The organism is Nodosilinea sp. LEGE 06152 (assembly GCF_015207525.1).
Classification (GTDB): domain Bacteria; phylum Cyanobacteriota; class Cyanobacteriia; order Phormidesmidales; family Phormidesmidaceae; genus Nodosilinea.
Genome location: NZ_JADEWR010000030.1, coordinates 1 through 19181, shown reverse-complemented (window position 1 = coordinate 19181; position 19181 = coordinate 1). Strand labels below are relative to the sequence as shown.

15 protein-coding genes are annotated in these 19181 nt (G+C 56.1%); 9 read left to right on the top strand and 6 right to left on the bottom strand.

Annotation, left to right across the window (positions count from 1 at the left end; genetic code table 11):
* The first annotated feature begins 1 nt into the window (after position 1).
* Positions 2-931: an ABC transporter ATP-binding protein gene (locus IQ265_RS26555; RefSeq protein WP_194059279.1), complete on the top strand. Its 930-nt coding sequence runs from the start codon at positions 2-4 to the stop codon at positions 929-931.
* Positions 918-1547, top strand: coding sequence for an ATP-binding cassette domain-containing protein (locus IQ265_RS26550; protein WP_194059277.1), 630 nt, complete (start codon positions 918-920; stop codon positions 1545-1547). Before IQ265_RS26555 ends, IQ265_RS26550 begins: the two co-directional genes overlap by 14 nt.
* Here IQ265_RS26550 and IQ265_RS26545 read toward each other — a convergent pair.
* Complete coding sequence (locus IQ265_RS26545; RefSeq protein ID WP_194059269.1) at positions 1533-3458, bottom strand: heavy metal translocating P-type ATPase; 1926 nt, start codon at positions 3456-3458, stop codon at positions 1533-1535. The genes IQ265_RS26550 and IQ265_RS26545 overlap by 15 nt on opposite strands.
* An 81-nt stretch (positions 3459-3539) precedes the next feature.
* Here IQ265_RS26545 and IQ265_RS26540 point away from each other — a divergent pair, with 81 nt between their 5' ends.
* Entirely contained in the window at positions 3540-4649 is a 1110-nt protein-coding gene (locus IQ265_RS26540) for a precorrin-8X methylmutase (protein WP_194059267.1), read from the top strand.
* Positions 4650-4865: 216 nt separating this feature from the next.
* On the opposite strand, the gene IQ265_RS26535 is transcribed toward IQ265_RS26540, so the two are convergent.
* Together IQ265_RS26535 and IQ265_RS26525 are read right to left on the bottom strand one after the other, a co-directional pair.
* Entirely contained in the window at positions 4866-5804 is a 939-nt protein-coding gene (locus tag IQ265_RS26535) for a hypothetical protein (protein WP_194059258.1), read from the bottom strand.
* A 988-nt stretch (positions 5805-6792) separates the two neighbouring features.
* Positions 6793-7842 carry a DUF2207 domain-containing protein gene (locus IQ265_RS26525; protein WP_194059254.1) on the bottom strand — a complete coding sequence of 350 codons (1050 nt, stop codon included), beginning with the start codon at positions 7840-7842 and terminating at the stop codon, positions 6793-6795.
* Positions 7843-8052: 210 nt separating this feature from the next.
* On the opposite strand from IQ265_RS26525, the gene IQ265_RS26520 reads away from it, so the two are divergent.
* Together IQ265_RS26520 and IQ265_RS26515 are read left to right on the top strand one after the other, a co-directional pair.
* Positions 8053-9378, top strand: coding sequence for an AAA family ATPase (locus IQ265_RS26520; protein ID WP_194059252.1), 1326 nt, complete (start codon positions 8053-8055; stop codon positions 9376-9378).
* A 2-nt stretch (positions 9379-9380) separates the two neighbouring features.
* Complete coding sequence (locus IQ265_RS26515) at positions 9381-10430, top strand: serine/threonine-protein kinase (RefSeq protein ID WP_194059250.1); 1050 nt, start codon at positions 9381-9383, stop codon at positions 10428-10430.
* A 2-nt stretch (positions 10431-10432) separates the two neighbouring features.
* Here the strand turns inward: IQ265_RS26515 and IQ265_RS26510 are convergent, their stop codons facing one another.
* Positions 10433-11731, bottom strand: coding sequence for an ABC transporter substrate-binding protein (locus IQ265_RS26510; RefSeq protein ID WP_194059248.1), 1299 nt, complete (start codon positions 11729-11731; stop codon positions 10433-10435).
* Between the two features lie 447 nt (positions 11732-12178).
* Here IQ265_RS26510 and IQ265_RS26505 point away from each other — a divergent pair, with 447 nt between their 5' ends.
* Complete coding sequence (locus IQ265_RS26505; protein ID WP_194059246.1) at positions 12179-13852, top strand: calcium-binding protein; 1674 nt, start codon at positions 12179-12181, stop codon at positions 13850-13852.
* Between the two features lie 698 nt (positions 13853-14550).
* On the opposite strand, the gene IQ265_RS26500 is transcribed toward IQ265_RS26505, so the two are convergent.
* Complete coding sequence (locus IQ265_RS26500) at positions 14551-15114, bottom strand: chlorite dismutase family protein (RefSeq protein ID WP_194059244.1); 564 nt, start codon at positions 15112-15114, stop codon at positions 14551-14553.
* Between the two features lie 276 nt (positions 15115-15390).
* Positions 15391-15555, bottom strand: coding sequence for a hypothetical protein (locus IQ265_RS26495; RefSeq protein WP_194059242.1), 165 nt, complete (start codon positions 15553-15555; stop codon positions 15391-15393).
* Between the two features lie 395 nt (positions 15556-15950).
* Here IQ265_RS26495 and IQ265_RS26490 point away from each other — a divergent pair, with 395 nt between their 5' ends.
* The 3 genes from IQ265_RS26490 to IQ265_RS26480 all read left to right on the top strand — a co-directional run.
* Complete coding sequence (locus tag IQ265_RS26490; protein WP_194059240.1) at positions 15951-16982, top strand: cyclic nucleotide-binding domain-containing protein; 1032 nt, start codon at positions 15951-15953, stop codon at positions 16980-16982.
* On the top strand, positions 16975-17529 hold the full coding sequence (locus tag IQ265_RS26485) for a hypothetical protein (protein ID WP_194059238.1): 555 nt from the start codon (positions 16975-16977) through the stop codon (positions 17527-17529). The genes IQ265_RS26490 and IQ265_RS26485 overlap by 8 nt, the downstream gene beginning before the upstream one ends.
* Positions 17529-19181 (top strand): cysteine peptidase family C39 domain-containing protein (locus IQ265_RS26480; protein WP_194059236.1); only part of this gene is annotated, 1653 nt, incomplete at its 3' end. The genes IQ265_RS26485 and IQ265_RS26480, both read left to right, overlap by 1 nt.

The following is a 19181-nucleotide window of genomic DNA, read 5'->3' as shown; positions in this document are numbered from 1 at the left end:
CATGCTGTCAGTCTCTAATCTCAGCGTTACGTTTAGCCAGTACGAGCAGGGGCTGCGCCGTAAGCAGCTCACGGTCATCACCGACCTGGATCTGGAGGTCAAAGCCGGAGAGGTGGTGGCGGTGGTAGGTGCTAGCGGATCGGGTAAAAGCCTGCTGGCCCACGCCATTCTGGGCATTTTGCCGGAGAATGCCACCGTCGGCGGCACGATGCTGTTTCAGGGTCAGCCGCTGACGCCGGGGCGCTGCCAACAGCTGCGCGGCAAGGCCATTGCTTTAGTGCCTCAGTCGGTGGGCTACCTGGATCCTTTAATGCGGGTAGGGCAGCAGGTGCAGCGGGTGGCCCAGCTCAACGGGCTACCCAGGTCAGCGGCGCAAACGGCAGTGAAGCGAACCTTCCAGCGCTACGACCTACCGCCTCAGGCCGCGCGCTGCTACCCGTTTCAGGTATCGGGGGGCATGGCGCGGCGGGTGCTGGTGTCTACGGCGGTGGTGAGTCAGGCCGAGCTGGTAATTGCCGACGAACCCACTCCCGGTCTGCACCCCGACGTGGTGGTTGAAACGCTGAACCACCTGCGGGAGCTGGCCCAGGAAGGGCGCGGGGTGATTCTCATTACCCACGACATCGAAGCGGCGCTGATGGTGGCCGATCGCGTGGCGGTGTTCTATGCCGGCACGACCGCAGAGATTGCCTCAGCTCAGGACTTTGCTACCGGGAACTTGCGCCATCCCTATACCCAGGCGCTCTGGCGATCGCTGCCGCAAAACGATTTCATTCCGGTACCGGGCAACCAACCTAGCCCAGAGGCGCTGCCCGTGGGCTGTCTGTTTAGCGATCGCTGCCCCTGGATGACAGAGGCCTGTCTGCCAGAGCGGCCAGCGCTGCGGGCAGTGCGAGGAGGTTTAGTGAGGTGCATTCATGCTGACAGGTGAAGGACTTTGGTTTCGCTATGCGCCCCAGCTGCCCTGGGTGGTACAGGCGCAGTCGATCGCGGTAGAGCCGGGCGAGGTGGTGGGGCTGATGGCCCCTTCAGGCTTTGGTAAAACGACGCTGGCTAAACTGCTGGCGGGCTATCTGATGCCCACCCGAGGCAGGGTGAGCGTAGACGAACAGCCGCTTCCTGCACGGCGGTACTGCCCGGTGCAGCTCGTGTTTCAAAACCCTGAGCTAGCGGTCAACCCGCGCTGGCGCGTTGATCAAATTTTGCGCGAGGGCCATCCCCCCCAGATGCATCAGCTCGATGCCCTGGGCATTCACCCCGGCTGGCTGACTCGCTACCCCCACGAGCTGAGCGGCGGTGAGCTGCAGCGAATTGCGATCGCACGCACCCTCAACCCTCAAACCCGCTACCTGATCGCCGACGAAATGACGGCCATGCTCGATGCCAATACCCAGGCGCTGATCTGGCGGGCCGTTTTGGACTACAGTCGCGCTCACCAGATCGGGGTTTTGGTGGTCAGCCACGACTGGCCGTTGATGCGGCGGCTGTGCGATCGCATCCTCGATCTGGCCACTATGCAAGACCACTCCACCCTAGTTTCTCAGTAGCCGCAGCCCGCTCAGCGTCACCATTACCGTTGAGCCTTCGTGCCCCAACACGCCAAAGGGTAACGTGATGCTGCCCGCAAAGTTGAGAATCAGCAAAATCACCACAAACCCCAGGGCAAACACAATGTTTTGCTTGACCACGATCAGAGCGCGGCGGCCCAGGCGAATTGCGTGCTCTAGCTGCTCCAGCCGGTCGGCCATCAGCACCACGTCGGCGGTTTCCAGCGCCACGTCGCTGCCTGCGGCCCCCATGGCAATGCCGACAGAGGCCTGAGCCAGGGCAGGCGCATCGTTAATGCCGTCTCCCACCATCGCTACCGTCTGGTACTGCTGCTGCAAGCGCCGAATCACGTCTACTTTGTCTTCGGGCAATAGCTCGGCGTGCACCTGATCCACCCCGATTTGCTCGGCAATGCTTTGGGCCGTGCGGGCGTTGTCGCCAGTCAGCATGACAATCTGCTCAACCCCCAGTCGCTTGAGTTGGGCGATCGCTCGCGCTGCGGTCGGGCGCACGGTGTCGGCAACGGCAATGATGCCCAACACCTCACCCGCGTAGGCAACCCACACCACCGTTTTGCCCTCGGCTTCCCACTGCTGGCTGTGCTGAATCAGGGTTGGGGGAACGCCCTTGACTTGGGATTGAACAAAGGCCGCTTTGCCCACGACCGCTGTTTGATGGGTGATCTCTCCGGTAATGCCCTGTCCAGCCTGGGCCTGACCATTGACCGCTTCCGCCCAAGTAAGATTCTGCTGACGGGCAGCCTGCACAATTGCCTCACCAATGGGATGCTCCGAAAGGCTTTCGAGGGCCGCTGCCACCTGAAGTAGCGGCTGCGTAGACTGCTCCACCGCCAGCACATCCACCACCTCAAGCCTGCCCGTGGTCAGCGTTCCAGTTTTGTCGAATGCGATCGCACGCACCCGCCCCATCCGCTCTAGCTGCGCCCCATTCTTAAACAGAATCCCCCGTCGCGCCCCGTTGGCAATACCTGAAAGCAGCGCTGGTATAATCGAGGCCATCAGCGCACAGGGCGACGCCACCACCAAAAAAATTAAGGCCCGATAGATCGTTTGCTCCCAGCTCCAGCCCAGCAGAAAGGGCGGCAGCACCCCCAGCAAAATCCCCACAATCACAATCACCTTGGCATAGCCCCGCTCAAAGCGCTCGATGAATTGCTGCGAGGGTGGCGCTTCGGTTTGGGCCTGCTGCACCAGGCGAATCACCCGCTGAATCAGGCTGCTCTCGGGCGGCTGGTGAATCTTTAGCCGCAGAGCGCCGCTGCCGTTGAGAGTGCCCGCAAAAACCTCATCGCCAATAGCCTTCTCTACCGGAATCGACTCTCCGGTAATCGGTGCCTGGTTCAGGGTGCTCACGCCCTCGATCACCAGCCCGTCGGTTGGCACCAGTTCCCCCGGCTTGACCAGCACCTGATCGCCAACAGCGAGCGCCGAAATTGGCACAGCCTTCTCCTGTCCGGCTTGGATCACCCGCGCCGTATCGGTGGTTAAGCTCATCAGCCCTTGAATACTGCGCTCGGTACGCTGCATGGCGTACCCCTCCAGCGCCCCGCTGATGGCGAAGATCAGGATCAAAACCGCCCCATCTACGATCAGAAAATACTCTCGCCGCCACAACCCCAGGCTGGCCGCTCCCAGCGCCGCCACAATCATCAGCAGGTCTACGTCTAGCTCTTTCTCCTCAAATAGAGTCGTCAAGCCCTCCCGCGCACTCTCAAAGCCGCCGATCACGTAGGCCGCCGTCAAAATCAAAATGGCCGCTCCCACCCAGCCCAGATGGAGCGACTGCCAGCCCAGGAGAACGAGAACGGCACAGATAAAGGCTGCGATCGCATCCGGGTGATCTTGCCACAGGCTAGAGAACCGAGGCTTAGAGGGGTTTGCTAAAACCATACCGAGACCGTGAAGGTGATACCCCCTCACCCTAAACATTGACATTAGTGTCAATGTCAATGTTTTGAGTAAGCTAGAGGCATGAAAGCCCCCTACCTCACCATAAAAGAACTCACCGACGCGGTGGGCGGCGTCACGCCTCGTATGGTGCGGCACTACCACACCCTGGGGCTGCTGCCGCCCGTACAACGCTCCGAGGGCAACTACCGCCTCTACACCCAGCAAGACGTACAGCGCCTCCAGCGCGTTATTGCTTTAAAGCAGCAGGGGTTTCAGCTCTCGCACATTCGCCAGCTACTCGGCAGCCAGTCTGAGGAACCAGCCAGTCCCACGCTGATGGCTCAGCTACAGCAGCAGTACCGCTCCGTGATTCAGCAAATTACCCGACTGCGGCAGACGGCGACGGCGCTGGAGGGGCTGCTGGGGCGCGATCGCAATTGCCAGAGCACCCAGGCCGAGGCACTGGCCCAGCTCAAGCAGCTCGACGTAGATGCCCAGGAGGGGCTAGGTCAGCTAGAACAGCTCTGGAGCAGTTTAGACGCAGAGACCGCTGCGCATCCAGAGGCCTTTCAAGAATCGCTACAGCACCTGCTGCCCGATTTGTCCCATTACTCCGAGATCACAACTCATTTACTGCATCAGCTCGTGCTGGCCTGCGGCGATGTTAGCTTGATCGATTTTGTCAGCTTGAGCCCCAGTGCCGTTGCCTCTTCACGGGAAGCACTTAAAGCGAAGTGCTGTATTGTGACAGACTTGCCAACCGTCGCCGCCACCCTCGATCACACTCGACTAGCGCATTTGGGATGTCCGGTTGAAACCCTGATGGATGACCCTCACATTACGGGAGTCAGTGAAGCAGAGCAGACGTTTTACAATCATCCGGTTTGGCAAGAACGGCTACGGCAGACGCCCAAGGGGTCTGTGCTGGTCATCGGATACGCCCCCTCGGTGCTGCTTGCGACCTGCCAGCTCATCGAGCAGCAGCAAATCGAGCCCGCCCTTGTCATTGGCATGCCGATTGGGTTTAGCCACGCTCCGGCGGCAAAGCGGCGACTGGCGGCAACAAAAGTTGCCCACATCACGATTCAAGGCAGCTTTGGTGGGGGGCTCTTAGCGTCAGTGACGTTGAATGCCCTGGTAGAAACGCTCATTGAGAAGCCAGACTGTCACTGTTATCTCACCCGTTCTTAGCTTTAATCTTTTCTCAGCAGCTCTTTTGTGAGACGCTCCACAAATTGTTCAACGCGCTGGACAGTTATCACACCCACGCAGGGCCTCCTATGGGTATGAATGTGGGGTTGAGCCAGAACAGAACGTAGATAGTCGCCAAGTGCCATCGGCAATCTAGGCAACGCCGATCTGGTCCTCAGGCGAGACGTAGTCTAGGCCGGAGCCCTAAGGCCAACGTTATCGAGTGGTCTCCTGCCAGTTGAGGGTTTTGGTTACCGATTGCTGGCCTAGCGATCGCGTCACAACCAGCTCTATCCGTACCGGCACCCCAGGACGCAAATATTGGGGCTCAACGGGCAGCTGGCTCAAATTCAGGCTAAAGCGGTTGTAATCTTGGGTGATAGCGGCAGCAGGCACCTCCCCCTGGTAACGGGTCTGCCAGTTTCCACGGGGCGTATCCAGATGGTGGCGATCTGTGGAACGGTAATAAACATGAAAGATGGTGTCTAAGACCCCAGAATGACCCGCCAGGTCAATCACAACCAGGTTTAAGGCATCACCCGACGCTTGAAACCCGCCTTCCACCAGATCTAGCACTTCAGCCTCAGGGACCAGGGCCGTGATGGCAACTTCGGTCAAGTCATTCCTTTGGCGGTTTTCCGAGAGTGACCACATCTCCTTCCCTACATCCACCATCACGCGCCCATCCTCCTGCAGGTAAAGGGTGGCGTGCGACGCCTCGAAACCGCTGAGGGGCTGGCTGGCCTCCCATTGGAGTTGGGCGGTGACCTCAAGCTGCTCGACGTATTCCTGATAGTTGTCTGCGACGATTGAGCCTGGGGCCAACAGGTCCGCTGCGCCCTGCCGCTCACGCCAGAGGTGCTTAGAGAGGTCAACAGGCCGCTCCATTAGCTCGACAACGGTTGCCCTTACCTGAGGTGTTTCCGGTGGTAAAGGCTGCTCACGGTTAATAATTCTGAGCTGTCCTGGGCGACCATCTTCTCCCATTGGGCCTGGGACGCCCACTATCGGTGTACAACCGTCGTGGGGAGTTTGGGGATTGGAGAAGTCGTTAAGGTCAAAGTCTTTTGTAAGTGCCGTAGATAACTGCTTGATCTGGTCTTGAGGCTGCGGAAGTTCGGGCAGCGGAAGGTTTTCTATATCTAGCTCTGGCATATGTGAGTCCGTGGGAGGGCAATGGTAAGTCGTACGACCCGGTGACCCAGTCCCCCCCCTGCCGCCAGAGGCATTGACATAAACGTTCTGGAGGTGGGCTAGGTCGGTGTAATACACGGTTAGGGTGCCGCCATCGCCCCCACACTGCCCCGCTGAGCCACTGACATCGGCATGGCTAGCATCTCTGCCATCTCGACCAGAGAGATCTAGATTAAATTCTGAGCCATCTGCAAATATGGTTTCGTGCGAGCCAGACAGCCGTGGTCTGGAGCCGTCTGTAACGGTTATGTTTGGGAGCACCAGGCGAATATCATTAAACGCCTGAGCGACTTGTTGAGGGTGTTTGAACCGATGGGAATCAGCCAGGGCTGGGCTGGCGATTAGACCATGGCTGGCTAGCAACAGGGGCAAAAGTGAGAGCTTATAAAGGGTATGCATGGGATGAACCTGGTCAAATTTTTGTTTGGAAGGTAGGGGTTAAGCCGGTCAATTCGGCTAGCAAATGCTCTATCTCGGCCAGGAGGTCGGTTTGATTTTGGGTTTCTGGAGTATCGATGGCCGCTTCTCGTTTACCTGGAGTAGCGTGAGGGTCATGCCCCAATGTACAAAGGGCTAAGAAACGATGGGTTGCACAAGCAGTGTATTGCCTTGCCGACCAAGGACGGCAACCTCTGTGCCGGGTGGTAGCGATCGCGAATCGTCACAAATTCCAAACCAGTAGGTCGCCCGGTAGCGCACACGCCCCCGCCGGTTCGGGTTGATGGCCTGCTCGACGTAGCCTTTTGGTTGTGTCGATAGGTCAGGATAAACTTCAGCAAGGGATTGTATTGTCTGAAAGCTTTTAGGGTTCAACATTTGAAGTTTTCTCCCATGAGTTAAATCATGGATTTATGGATGCTAGATAGTTCGCTGTTCAGATTGCTAAAATGCCTAGTTTTACGGATTCCCAAGCAGTTTTGGCAACGCGATCGCATCAACAGATAGTTGATTAACCGCCACCCCCGCCGCCACCAAACCCGCCACCGCCACCACCAAACCCGCCGCCACCGTAATAGCTACCCGGTGAGCCTGATGTAGAAGCTGAATCTGGCAACTTTGCAATGCTCTCAATCCGAGTTTGGCGATAATGGCAATGGCTACAGGCGTGACCTACGACCTTTTCTCCTTTACGCTGTGTTGTTGCCCGTTGGCTGACCCGATTCACTCGGTAGAGGCTTCGTTTGCCACACATGGGGCAAGGTTGGTGGTGAGAGCGAATGTACAAACCTCCCCATACCACAAGCCCTATAAACCCGAGCCATAGCAGAGTCATAAAGAGAGGGTTTTGGAAGGGGAAGGCGTTTCGAGGGGCAATCGTGGTGTCACTCACATCATCTGCGTTTTCGATAGTGAGAAGGCCTGTCGGAAAACGCACCTTTACATCTAAAAATTGCTGCGGTGCCAGAGGTTGATCAACCACAAATTCAAGCGTATTCGGCCCTACTTGTTGGCTGACGGCCGTAACTCCTTCACTCATAACCTGACTTACTTCACCAGCCAACTCATTCGGCAGGTGAATGGTAACTTTGCCCTGCTTGATGTCCGCATTGCGCTCTGAAAAGAGAGCCCGCCAATAGATTTGGCTATTTGCTCCCCGAATTTGTACGCCTCCAGTGACGCGATATTGCACTTTAAAGATGTGAGATTCTGGCGCTTTCACAGCGTGCCGCCAACGAATCCAATACTGATTGTCCTCAATCCCAGTCTGTATCGGAATCTGTTCTTCTCCTTCATATACTGTGACATCCGTAATTTGATCAACGTTACGGAGGGGAATGTATCGATAGCGTTGATTCGTGTGGTCTGCTGTGAAGGTGTATTTTTGCGTTTCGGCAACCACCATGTCGCCGTTTGATTCTAGGGTGATATCGACATTGACAAAGTCCCAGTAAAAGGGTGAGGCCGCTTGCGCTAAGCCGATACCCAAACTAAGTAAAAAAGCGCACAAACCTACGACTAGCCAGCGCCAACAACGGGGTATAGTTTTGAATTTAAACATGATTCATTCCGTTTGATATAAGCTGTTAATTTGGTTGCTTCACCTCAATTGCTTTAACTTTAGGCGAGTTAAAAGTTAGGCAAACTATAAGCCACGCTATGAAACGGGGTATGAATTGCGGCTTGATACTGTTCTTTGAAACTAAAATTTCCCCAGCAGTTGTTATGCTGAGAGGCATCAACGGTGAAAGAAACACTAGTTCTCTAGCCCATGGCTGCTGATCATGAACTCTTCCAGGAAGCGCAGACCCAATGGGACCTGGAGAAGCTGTACGCCGATTTAGCGATCGCCAAACAAGAGATTGCCCCTCACAAGCAGCCGTCCTTAACACCGGTCGAGCGGGAACTCTTGCGAGGGTTGCTTTGCCGCTACAGCCCCACCGAGATTGCGGCCCAGCGCTTTACTGCGCCTAAAACCGTTGAAGTCAGCCTGAGCAATACCCTCTACCGCTATGTCGAAGTCTTGACCCAGCGCGGCCTGAGTACCCTGGAAAGCTGGCGGGATGTGGCGGATTGGTTAGCCGCGGCAGGCTACGAGTCGGCGCGGCTAGAAATCAACTGGTCGCAGGTACCGCATGTGCCTGTATTTTATGGGCGAGAAGAGGAACTGACGACGCTTAAGACCTGGACCAGTGAGCCGCAGGCCTGCCGTATGGTCATAGTTCTGGGGCCAGGCGGCATTGGCAAAACCAGTCTGCTGGTGAAACTGGCAGAGCAGATTCAGCACCAGTTTGATTGCTTGATCTGGCAATCCCTGCGCCACGCGCCGCTGCTGGCCACAATGCTGCACCACTGGTCAACTCAGCTTCCCAATCTGCAACCTGTGCCCGCAGGGGACGTACACAATCAGCTTTGCGGCCTGACGGAGTATCTGCGCACCCGTCGCTGCCTGATTGTGCTCGATAACCTGGACACGATTTTGCGCGAAGGGGACTTTGCCGGCCATTACCGGAACGGCTACGAAGACTACGGGGATTTGCTGCGACGGCTCGGTGAAGAACAGCACCAGAGCTGTATCTTGATCACCAGCCGGGAGTCAACTAAAGAAATTGTGATGATGGATGGGCCCAGTCGTCCGGTGCGATCGCTCGAACTGCCCGGCCTCGGTCCCGCCGCTGAAGGCATTTTGCAGGAGGCCAATCTATCGGACGAAAAGCAGTGGGGACAGTTGATTCGCATCTATCGCGGCAATCCCCTGGTGCTGAAGATTGTCGCTTCCAACATTCGCGAGTTGTTTAGCGGCAGCGTTAGCAATTTTTTGAAGCAGCGGATTACCCTGATTACCAGCGACGTGAGCTTTTTGATTGAGCAGCAGTTCCAGCGATTGTCGGCGGCGGAGCAAGAGCTGCTCTACACCCTGGCCAAAATTCGAGAACCCGTTGATGTGGGCCGATTGCAGCAGGAACTCACGCCAAATATCTTGCAGCCATTAGGATCGCTGGTACGGCGATCGCTGGTCGAAAAAAGCGCGGCGGGCTTTACCCTGCGGCCGGTGGTGATGGAGTATGTGCGCGATCGCATGTCCCGTGAGGCGTAGTCATGAGCTACTGCATCAACCCCAAATGCCCTGATCGGCAGCAGTCCGTCGCGTTAACCCAGTGCGCGGCCTGCGGCACTGAGCTGGTCGTGTGCGCTCGCTATCGGCTGCTGCGTCCCCTGCGAGAGCTGGATGACTGGCTTCCAACCGATGTCTTTGAGGTGGCGGATCAAGACAGGCTCAAAGTCATGAAGGTGCTCAAGCAGCCTAAATGGCAACCCCTATTTGAGCGGGAAGCCCAGACCCTCCAGCGGCTCGACAATCCCGGCATTCCTCGGGTCGAGCCTGACGGCTACTTCACCATCACAATAGCTGAGGGCCAATCGCTAGCCTGCCTGGTGATGGAAAAAATTGAGGGGCCGACGCTGGAGCAGTGGTTGGCCAAGCATGGCCCTGTGGAGCAAACCCTGGCGCAGGAGTGGCTACGGCAGGCCAGTGAAATTTTGGCCCTGATTCACCAAACGGAGCTGTTCCATCGGGATATTAAACTCTCCAACCTGATGCTGCGACCCCAGGGACATCTGGCCCTGATCGACTTCGGCTCCGTCCGCCAGATGTCGAATACCTACTTAGCGAAAATCGGCGGTCAGCGAGACATCACCAGCATCGTTTCCCCCGGCTACACCCCCCTGGAGCAGATTAACGGCAAAGCCGTACCACAGTCAGACTTTTATGCTCTGGGGCGATCGCTGGTTCACCTCCTGACCGGGCAACACCCGGTCGATTTAGACACCGATGCAGCGACGGGTGCCCTAAACTGGCGCGAGTCTGCCTCCTACGTCGATCACTGGTTCGCCGAACTGATCGACGACCTGATGGCTCCCTTTCCCGGACAGCGACCGCTCAATGCCCAAGAGATTTTGCGACGGCTCGACGCCAAGCCCGTCAGACCCGCTCAAAATACCGATCAACACTGGATACAGTGGCTAATCGGGCTCAACATTGCCCTGCTGATCTTGCACGGGGTGCTGGGCTGGCGCTGGGTACAGCAGCAAGACGCACGACCATTCCTAGAAACAGGTCAGGTGGTGGGGCAGTCGCCCTCAGCCTGACCCTACGAAGCGGCCAACAATTCTCGCGTTTCCGCAGCCGCTGCCCGCATCGCCTTTTCGGCGGTGATGTCCCCCACTAAGACCTCCGTGAGGTGGTTCCGCAGAATTTCAGCGGCCTTGTCGTATTGGGGAATTGAGGGACGAAAGACGGAAGCATTCTCCAGCGCCTCCAAAACTTCAGGAAAGAAAGGATACCGAGCAACGATTTTGGGATCAGTGTATAGGTCAGTCCGACTAGGCAGATAGGCCGAATCGAGGACGAAATGCTGTTGGGCAGCGGCACTGGTAAAAAATGCGATCGCCCGTCTCGCGGCCTCGGGATGAGCAGTATTTTGGGCAATGCCAAAGCCCCACCCACCGCGACAGCCTTGGGGAGCGCGACCAGCCGCCGCCACCACCGAAGCTAGACCCACCTGTCCCGCTAACGGCGAATCATTCTGGTTCGCTCGTTTCCAGAAATAGGGCCAGTTTCGCACAAATAGGCTTTGCTCCGCCAAAAACTGACTGAAGGTCTCCGTTTCGCCGTAGCTGGTCACCAGCTGAGGGGAGACGCCCTGACGAATGGTGTCCGCTAAAAAGTTGGCGGCGGCGATCGCCGCCGCCTGATCTAACCCCACGGCTCCCGTGCTTGGCTCAATCCAAAAGCCGCCATAGCCCGCTAATACTTCGACAAAATTCACCACCAGCCCCTCATAGCTGCGTCCTTGCCAGAGGTAGCCCCACGGCACCAGGCCCAAGGCCTGCGCGCGTTGAGATTGGGCCATCAATGCTTCGAATGTTTGAGCGGGTTCTACTCCCAGGTCTGCCATTAGCGCTTGGTTGTAGAACAACAGCCCCAAGTCAGCTCGAAATGGGAGCCGATATAGGGTGTCCTGATAGCGTCCTGCGGCCAGTTCACTCGGTAGAAATTTCGCTAACTCCTCTTCAGATAACAAGTCAGACAAATCTTGCAGCCACCCTTCGCTGGCAAACCAGGGCAGCCACACTACGTCCATATACACCAGGTCAAACTTCGGTCTACGACTCCTGAGATCGGCGCTATAAATCGCTTTGGCCTCGTCAGTATCGTAATCCCCCTGGACCAGCTCCAGGCGAATGTCGGGGTTTTGTTCTCTAAAATTGGCAATTAGCGGTTCCCAGGTTGCCGCTTCACCCGACGGCACCACAAACGACAGCGTTGTCGGAACTACTGGAGGCCAGCTCGCCCACCAAACCGCCAAGCCCAGGAGTTGCACCAGGAGTAAGCCGGCCAGAAAGGCGATCGCTAACCGATTTGGAATTTTGAAAAACGGAAGACGCATGAGTCGAACCTGACCGTAACCAGTCTCGTCCAGAATAGGCGAAGCGGGCCTGGATTGGGCATAACCCATGCCGCGTTAAAGGACAACTTCCCAGTAGCAGGGGCGAATGCTGACGCTTGTGGGGAGCGATATCTAGTTTGGCAATTGCTTAACCGAAATGCAGCTTCTTCAGCTTCCATTAGGTGTGTGCTGCTTGAAACATTCGTTATCAGTAGCCATAGGCTTGAGAAGCCGCGCTGCGTTTATCCTTTGCGCTCTTCAGTATGGCAAGTGTGCAGCCAATTTTACCCAAAAACATCACACTATATTGCCATTCATAGCCTGGTTTATAACGCTGCTTATAGCCTGCCTAACCATTGTCTTGCTTAAGGTTGAAGTAATTGAGGCGGTGCTACCGGGGCCAAATCTCAATATTAACTAGCTAGAACATTTTCAGGAGATAAAATTATGAGTTTGAAGTCAAATACAGCTGCTTTGTTAAATGACGGACAAGGTGGTTTGAATATTGCTGACAATGCCGAAGTCGACGACTCGCATGAAGCACCCTTTAAAATTGATGTCAATTTTATTGATGACAGCTTTACCGACAGCCAAAAATCTATTTTCCATAGAGTTGCAGATCGCTGGTCTGAAATAATTATCGGTGATGTTCCCGACGAAAACCTCGAAGGTTATGGATACGTTGACGATATCTTAATTGATGCCAGTGCCGGCTTCATTGATGGCGTAAGCAACATTAGAGGTTTGGCTGGGCCGATTGAGTTCCGTTCAGGATCTTGGTTACCATATTATGGTTCGATGCGGTTTGATACAGTTGACATTGCTGATTTGGAAGATAGTAGCTTATTTGACCTCGTTTTGCATGAGATGGGGCATGTTCTCGGAATTGGTACTATATGGGAAAATCTAGGCTTGCTTGATACTTCAAGCACCAGCGATCCTCGGTTCACTGGTGCATCAGCTACATCTGAATACAACAAGATTTTTGGATTGAATGAAGCTTCTGTACCTGTTGAGGCTAAAGGAGGGCCTGCAACAGCTCTGAGTCACTGGCGAGAAACATCCTTTAGTAACGAGTTAATGACAGGCTCCCTAAATGCTGGATTAAATCCCTTGAGCCGTATTACCACTGCCTCCCTAGAAGATCTTGGTTATGTCGTCAACGTTTCAGCAGCAGATTCCTACTCTCCTACTGGCAGCAATGATAACTTTATTATTCGCCGAGGTTATGGCATCGAAAGAATTATTGGTTTCGATGGCATCGGTACCAAAACGAGTCCTGATGCTGCGACTTTAAGTGAAGCCGACATACTTTTGTTCGAGGGAGAGGGGCTAACCGCTCGCAACATGCTGCTGAATCAAAAGGATGAAGATTTGGTGGTTACGTTTGAAGGAATCGCCGATGTCAGCGTTATATTACAAGATTTCGCCATTGAAGATTTTGATAATATCGGTCAGGGTCCAGGAACAACTAGCAATCGGGGCAACGTGATATTTGTTCCTCAAGGGTTTGATGCACCCAATAGCTTTTTTGAGTTTGAAGGTATTTTTGAAGATGTTTTTGACGTTTTTGATGATGATTGGGAAAAGCCTCAGGTTCTCAACCAAAATACTGTCACCTTTCTAAATGCGCTGGATAACATTACCAGTGGATTCAACGAATCAGAAGATGTGATCAATGGTTTAGGAGGTAACGACATCCTCAATGGCCTGAGCGGTGATGACTTGCTTCGTGGCGGTGACGGTGACGATATCGTCCTGGGGGGCAGCGGCAGCGATACGCTGATTGGTGGCTCTGGCAACGATTTTCTCAATGGCTACGGCTTTACTCTAAGCGAGTTTGATGTACTCGAGGGCGGCTCGGGGGCCGATGTATTTGCCCTCGGCGATGCCAACAGCCCCTACTATCTCGACAATGGTTATGCCACTATTACAGACTTCAACTATTTAGAGGGTGACAAAATTCAGGTTACGGGTAGCGCTAGCAATTACGGCATCGCGTTCCAAGATCTTTCTGGCGGGCTAGCTACCGATACTCTAATCCTCTTTGGCGGTGATCTGATTGGCATTGTGCAAGATACGACAGACGTAGTGCCCACGTCTGATTTCATCGCCGCCTAGGGCTGAGCGATCGCGCTAATCTTCACTGATGCTTTCCTCTCTAGCAATGCGGTCGCTCTGCGTTGCTAGAGTTTTTTTAGGGTCATAGCCGCCGCACAGGTGACTCCCGAGAAGAACGAGCTGGTGCCCTGCTTGAGATCCTTTGGTAACCCTGGGGTTTAGCTGTTGTCAGGCTCCGGTAGAATCGGCCCAACTGACTGCTTTGCTATGTATATAGGGGGTATATCTTAATGCCAAATCGTCTGCGTCATCGCTTGAACAGCCTGTGGAGCCTGCTGTTTCTGGTGAGGCTAATGCTGGCGAGCTGGGGCAGCCAGGGGTAGTCGTTAGGGTTGGCGAACGATGCGATCGCAACTCAGGCTGGCACCCCAGCGCAGCCAGTGCAGATCGGGGTTTCCTTTTATCGGGCTGGTGATTACCAAAGCCCCACCCACCGCGACAGCCTTGGGGAGCGCGACCAGCCGCCACTACCGAAGCTAGACCCACCTGTCCCACTAACGGCGAATCGTTCTGGTTCGCCCGTTTCCAGAAATAGGGCCAGTTTCGCACAGGAACTTGTCGCCGGTTGTGCTCTTGCGCCAAACAACGTTAAATCTTGTTTAATTGAGATCTTTTCAATGCCTTGCGAAAGACGCGATGCTGGCCGTTGATCTTGAGGCTTCCGACAACGTTGTGTAGTGTCACCGAAGGGCACTGCTTTACAAACTTCGTTCTAGCGCTCTGTGCAGCCACACCTCGACTTCGCACTCTACGTAGTTCCATTCTTTGGTGTCGCGCATGCGCATCAGCAGTTCGTTAAAGGCTTGGGTATGCTCTGGCGCAAACTCAAACCAGGTGAGGAAGTCAAAGGGTTCGCCCAAATCGCGGCAGTGGTGCAGCTGTCGAGCCACCTGCGGCAGATACTCCAGCCCCGTCGCTGTGTGGTGCGATTGTTCTTCAAAAATAGCGCGGCGCTCATCCTGGGCCATCGCCCACCACTGGGCATTTTTCTTAATCGGAATCAGCACTGCGATCGCCGCCTCGCTGCGATTCAAGCTGGGCTGCACGGCTCGAAGTTGGGTAATTTCGTCCCGCTTGGCGTAGCGGATATTGCTGGTAAAACTTTGCAGCACCCAGCGGCTGTTAGGCGGCACCTCTGCCACAGCCTGATTGACGACGTCGACGCGATCGACGGCCGCCAGTCCGTCACCGACAATGGCCCTGATTTCCGCTACTCGCCACGTTCCGCGATCGCCGCCCACAAACGAATACCGATTATCCATAAATTATCTCCAACGGTTATAGCGGTTCTCAACCGAGCGAGGCACAGAACTGCTGAGTTCTAAATTTCCCCAGTTCATAGCTGTTTAAGTTGCACTCTGTGCCCCCCTGCTCTCCTGGCAGGGGGGCACAGCGCGACATACTTCACCAGAGTGAAACCTGCTACAGTTTTAAGCAGCCCAATAACAAAAAGCCTTTGCTGAGTTAAGCAAAGGCTTTTTGGGATAAATCATTCGGCCATGGGGCTTACTAAACGTGGGCTTTATGGCGCTGAATGCTCAATCTTTTTCTAGATTTTCGCGACGAATTTCATCGAGGCGAGAGGCATCTTTTTCCAGGTTCTCCTGGCGTAGTTGATCAAAGTCAACACCGCCTGCAACCTCTTTGAGCTGATCGTCAGACAGTGACTCATCTTCGGCAACAACTTTGGTATCTTCAAGCATTTGGAAATTCTCCTGTTTGGCTTGCACACCCATCCTAAAACTCACCAACTCAATTTGTCTGCCTGAAAAAATCGGCGCTTAAGAAAAGAAGTGATTTAACGCTTTCTGAGAAACCCATGAGAGGCGAATTAAAGCCACATTAATGACTGCAATTATTTTTGTTCTTGTGCTTTTCAATTCAGAAAAGTTCGTAAATTATTCTTTCGTTCTCAAGAACGATTGATCTAAACAAGCAGTGGCTTCTCTTTAGAAGAACGAGGTGGCAAAGAAGTGCATGCTAACGGCAGAAAATGGGTTTTACGGTTAGGAATGCCGGATAAAATCTTTTATTTTTGTAAAGTAATGACCTCTGTCTAAGCGAACTCTAGGATGGGTTTGTTGCATCCATATGGTCAATGACAGACACCCTGCTGCGAGTGCTCAGTAATGCCGACCTGGACTGGATGATTGCCCACGGAGAACATCAGCCGCTGACAACGGGCCAGAGCGTGCTGCATCCCCACCGGGTGCCCGATCGCATTTCTCTTGTCATTGACGGCAGCCTGGGCGAAAGTGCTGCCACCCAGGGCGCAGTGGATGAGGCGGTGCTAATCGATGAACTGGGCCAGGGGGAACTGGTGGGCGTTAGCCCGCTGCTCAATGCCCCCAACCTGACGGCGGTTAAGGCGCTGAAATCGACGCTGATGCTGTCGCTGCCCATTGCCCAGGTGCAGCTCAAGCTGGCGGAAGATGTGGCGTTTGCGGCCCATTTTTACCACGCGATCGCGCTGCAGCTGGCCGACCGACTGCGCCGTATTTTTGAGCAGCCCGACCGGGTGCGGTGGGCGAACGAACGCACCGGCAATGACGTGCTGACGGTGTTTGGCGAACTGCGCGACAGCGATATCGACTGGCTCACCTCCTTCGGCCAGATTGAGACTATTCCGGCGGGGCGAGTGCTGCTGCAGGCGGGGCGTCCGGTCGAGTCGCTGACCATTTTGCTGGATGGTCAACTGGCGATGTCTGCCCCCCAGGACACCTTTAACCCCCTGGCCCTGTGCTTTTTGGGGCTAGAGCACAGCACGCGCGGCCAGTCGGCCTTTGCCACTCTCTCCCAGGGCAGCATGCCGGGGATTATTTCATTTCTAGACTTTCGGCCTCTGCCCGTGACGGTGCGATCGCTGGGTGAAGCCCTGGTGTTTGCCGTACCCCGCTTCACCCTGGCCACCAAACTTCAGGTGGACGACAGCTTTGCCTCTCGCTTTTACCGAGTGGTTGCCATGCAAATTATGGAGCAGCTGCAGACCGTGGGTATGCGGCTGATGGAGCCCGGTGCAGAAGCCAACCTGGACGACGAACTCGATATGGACGACCTGAATCAGGTCTCTGAGGGGGCCAAAAAGTTTAGCTGGATGCTGGCTCAGCTGGGGGTGAACGGTCGTGGCTGAGCGCGAAAACCTGTTTCGCCAGGAATCGCTCGAGCGGCTGTCGTCCCCCGAGCGGCTCGACGAGCTGATGAAGCTGGTCACCCTCAAGACCTGGCTGCCCCTGGGCACCCTGGCCGCACTGCTGGGTCTGGGCCTGGGCTGGAGTATTTTGGGGCGCATCCCCGTTACCACCCATGGCCGAGGGCTGCTGGTGCAGGCCGACGATTCTCCCCAGCTGGTCGCTCTGCTGATTTTCGACAACCGCTACCGGGGTCAGCTGCGAGCCGGTATGGATGTGGTGCTGATGCCCGAAACGCTGGTGCCCTACGGCGAGCCGGGGGTGCTGGCCGAGGTGGTTGAGGTAGTCGAACCCAGCCCCCTTACCCTCACCCAGGCGCGCCAGGGCGAGGACCCCTACGCGGGCGGACTGGAGGTATTGGCCCACCTGGCCCCCATGGTGCAGGCGATGCCGCCCAACACCATTGTGCCGGGGGTGGCGATCGAGGGTCGCGTCACCCTGGCCCAAAAGCCGCCAATTGTGTTTGTGCTGCCGTTTTTGGATCGGTAATGGTTTTTCTCATTCCCCCAGCTCGGCCCCGGCTTAAACGGGTCAAAACCCCCACTGTGCTGCAAATGGAGGCGGTGGAATGTGGTGCAGCAGCTTTGGGTAAAGTGCTGGGCTATCACGGCAAAATTGTGCCTCTGGCCGAACTGCGCCAGGCCTGCGGCGTCTCGCGTGATGGGGTGACGGCGGCCAGTTTGCTCAAGGCGGCCCGCAGCTACGGCATGGTGGCCAAGGGCTTCAAAAAAAGCCTGGAGCGGGTGCTGGAGCTGGAGCCACCCTTCATTGTGTTCTGGCACTTCAACCATTTTTTGGTGGTGGAAGGCCGAGACGCTCGCTGGGTTTACCTCAACGACCCGGCCACTGGCCCGCGCCGCACCACGGCGGCTGAGTTTGACGAGGGCTATACCGGCATTGCCCTCACCTTTGCCCCAGGGCCAGAGTTTGAGCGGGGTGGGCGGCGGCCGAGTTTAACGCGATCGCTCTGGCAGCGCCTCCACCGCTCCTGGGGCATTTTGCTGCTGGCCCTGCTCGCTGGTTTGTTTTTGGTGCTGCCCGCCCTGGTGCTGCCCGCCCTGAGCCGCATTTTTGTCGATTCGGTATTGCTGGAAGGACGGCTCGACTGGCTGCCCTACCTGCTGGTAGGACTGCTGCTGACGGCGGTGGTGCAGGGCTGGCTGACGGCGCTGCAGCTCAGGTACTTGCGATCGCTGCAAATCAAACTCGCCGTGGGCACCACCAGCCGCTTTGTCTGGCACGTGCTGCGGCTGCCCGTGGGCTTCTACGCCCAGCGCTTTGCGGGCGAAATTGCCAGCCGCATTCGCCTCAACGACGAAGTCGCCACCGTGCTCTCGGGTCGCCTCACCAGCACTCTGATTAGCCTGGTGCTGGTGCTGTTCTACGCCCTGGCCATGGCCCAGTACGACCTGCTGCTGACTGCGATCGCAGCCGGTTTTGCCGCCGTCAACGTCGCCACCTTACAGTGGATTGCCCGCCAGCGAGTCGATGCCAATTTGCGCCTGTCCCAGGAGACGGGCAAGGCTGCAGGGGTCGCGATCGCCGGGCTGCAAACCATCGAAACCCTCAAAGCCTCGGGGCTAGAATCCGACTTTTTTGCCCGCTGGGCCGGCTACTACGCCAAATCAATCAACGCCCAGCAAGACCTCGGCCTCACCAACCAAACCCTCGGCCTGCTGCCCGGCTTGCTCTCGGCCCTCTCCAGCCTCGCTCTGCTCGTCGTAGGCGGCTGGCGCGTCATCAACGGCGACCTCACCATCGGCATGCTGGTCGCCTTTCAACTCCTCATGGTCAGCTTCCAGCGCCCGGTGAACAATCTGGTACGCTTCGCCAGCACCCTGCAAACCCTGCAAGGGAATTTGACCAGATTAGATGATGTGCTCGGAAACCCTGTAGACCCGCAGCTCTTAACTAGTGATGAGGAAATGAGGAAATGGGGAACTGGAGAAGACAGTAGTTCAAAATTTCTCCTCTGGAGACGCTACGCGAACAAAATTCAAAATTCATCCCCCTCACCTTCCTCATCCCCTCGCCCACGCACCCACGCACCCCCCCCCCCCCCCCCCCCCCCCCCCCCCCCCCCCCCCCCCCCCCCCCCCCCCCCCACCCCCCCCCCCCCCCCCCCTCCCCCCCCCCCCCCC

Bases quoted from the DNA above. Each gene is read 5' to 3' on its own strand.
- IQ265_RS26490 (WP_194059240.1), top strand. From the start codon at position 15,951: ATGACAGACACCCTGCTGCGAGTGCTCAGTAATGCCGACCTGGACTGG.
- IQ265_RS26550 (WP_194059277.1), top strand. From the start codon at position 918: ATGCTGACAGGTGAAGGACTTTGGTTTCGCTATGCGCCCCAGCTGCCC.
- IQ265_RS26540 (WP_194059267.1), top strand. From the start codon at position 3,540: ATGAAAGCCCCCTACCTCACCATAAAAGAACTCACCGACGCGGTGGGC.
- IQ265_RS26535 (WP_194059258.1), bottom strand. From the start codon at position 5,804: ATGCCAGAGCTAGATATAGAAAACCTTCCGCTGCCCGAACTTCCGCAG.
- IQ265_RS26500 (WP_194059244.1), bottom strand. From the start codon at position 15,114: ATGGATAATCGGTATTCGTTTGTGGGCGGCGATCGCGGAACGTGGCGA.
- IQ265_RS26555 (WP_194059279.1), top strand. From the start codon at position 2: ATGCTGTCAGTCTCTAATCTCAGCGTTACGTTTAGCCAGTACGAGCAG.
- IQ265_RS26515 (WP_194059250.1), top strand. From the start codon at position 9,381: ATGAGCTACTGCATCAACCCCAAATGCCCTGATCGGCAGCAGTCCGTC.
- IQ265_RS26545 (WP_194059269.1), bottom strand. From the start codon at position 3,458: ATGGTTTTAGCAAACCCCTCTAAGCCTCGGTTCTCTAGCCTGTGGCAA.
- IQ265_RS26510 (WP_194059248.1), bottom strand. From the start codon at position 11,731: ATGCGTCTTCCGTTTTTCAAAATTCCAAATCGGTTAGCGATCGCCTTT.
- IQ265_RS26505 (WP_194059246.1), top strand. From the start codon at position 12,179: ATGAGTTTGAAGTCAAATACAGCTGCTTTGTTAAATGACGGACAAGGT.
- IQ265_RS26495 (WP_194059242.1), bottom strand. From the start codon at position 15,555: ATGCTTGAAGATACCAAAGTTGTTGCCGAAGATGAGTCACTGTCTGAC.
- IQ265_RS26520 (WP_194059252.1), top strand. From the start codon at position 8,053: ATGGCTGCTGATCATGAACTCTTCCAGGAAGCGCAGACCCAATGGGAC.
- IQ265_RS26525 (WP_194059254.1), bottom strand. From the start codon at position 7,842: ATGTTTAAATTCAAAACTATACCCCGTTGTTGGCGCTGGCTAGTCGTA.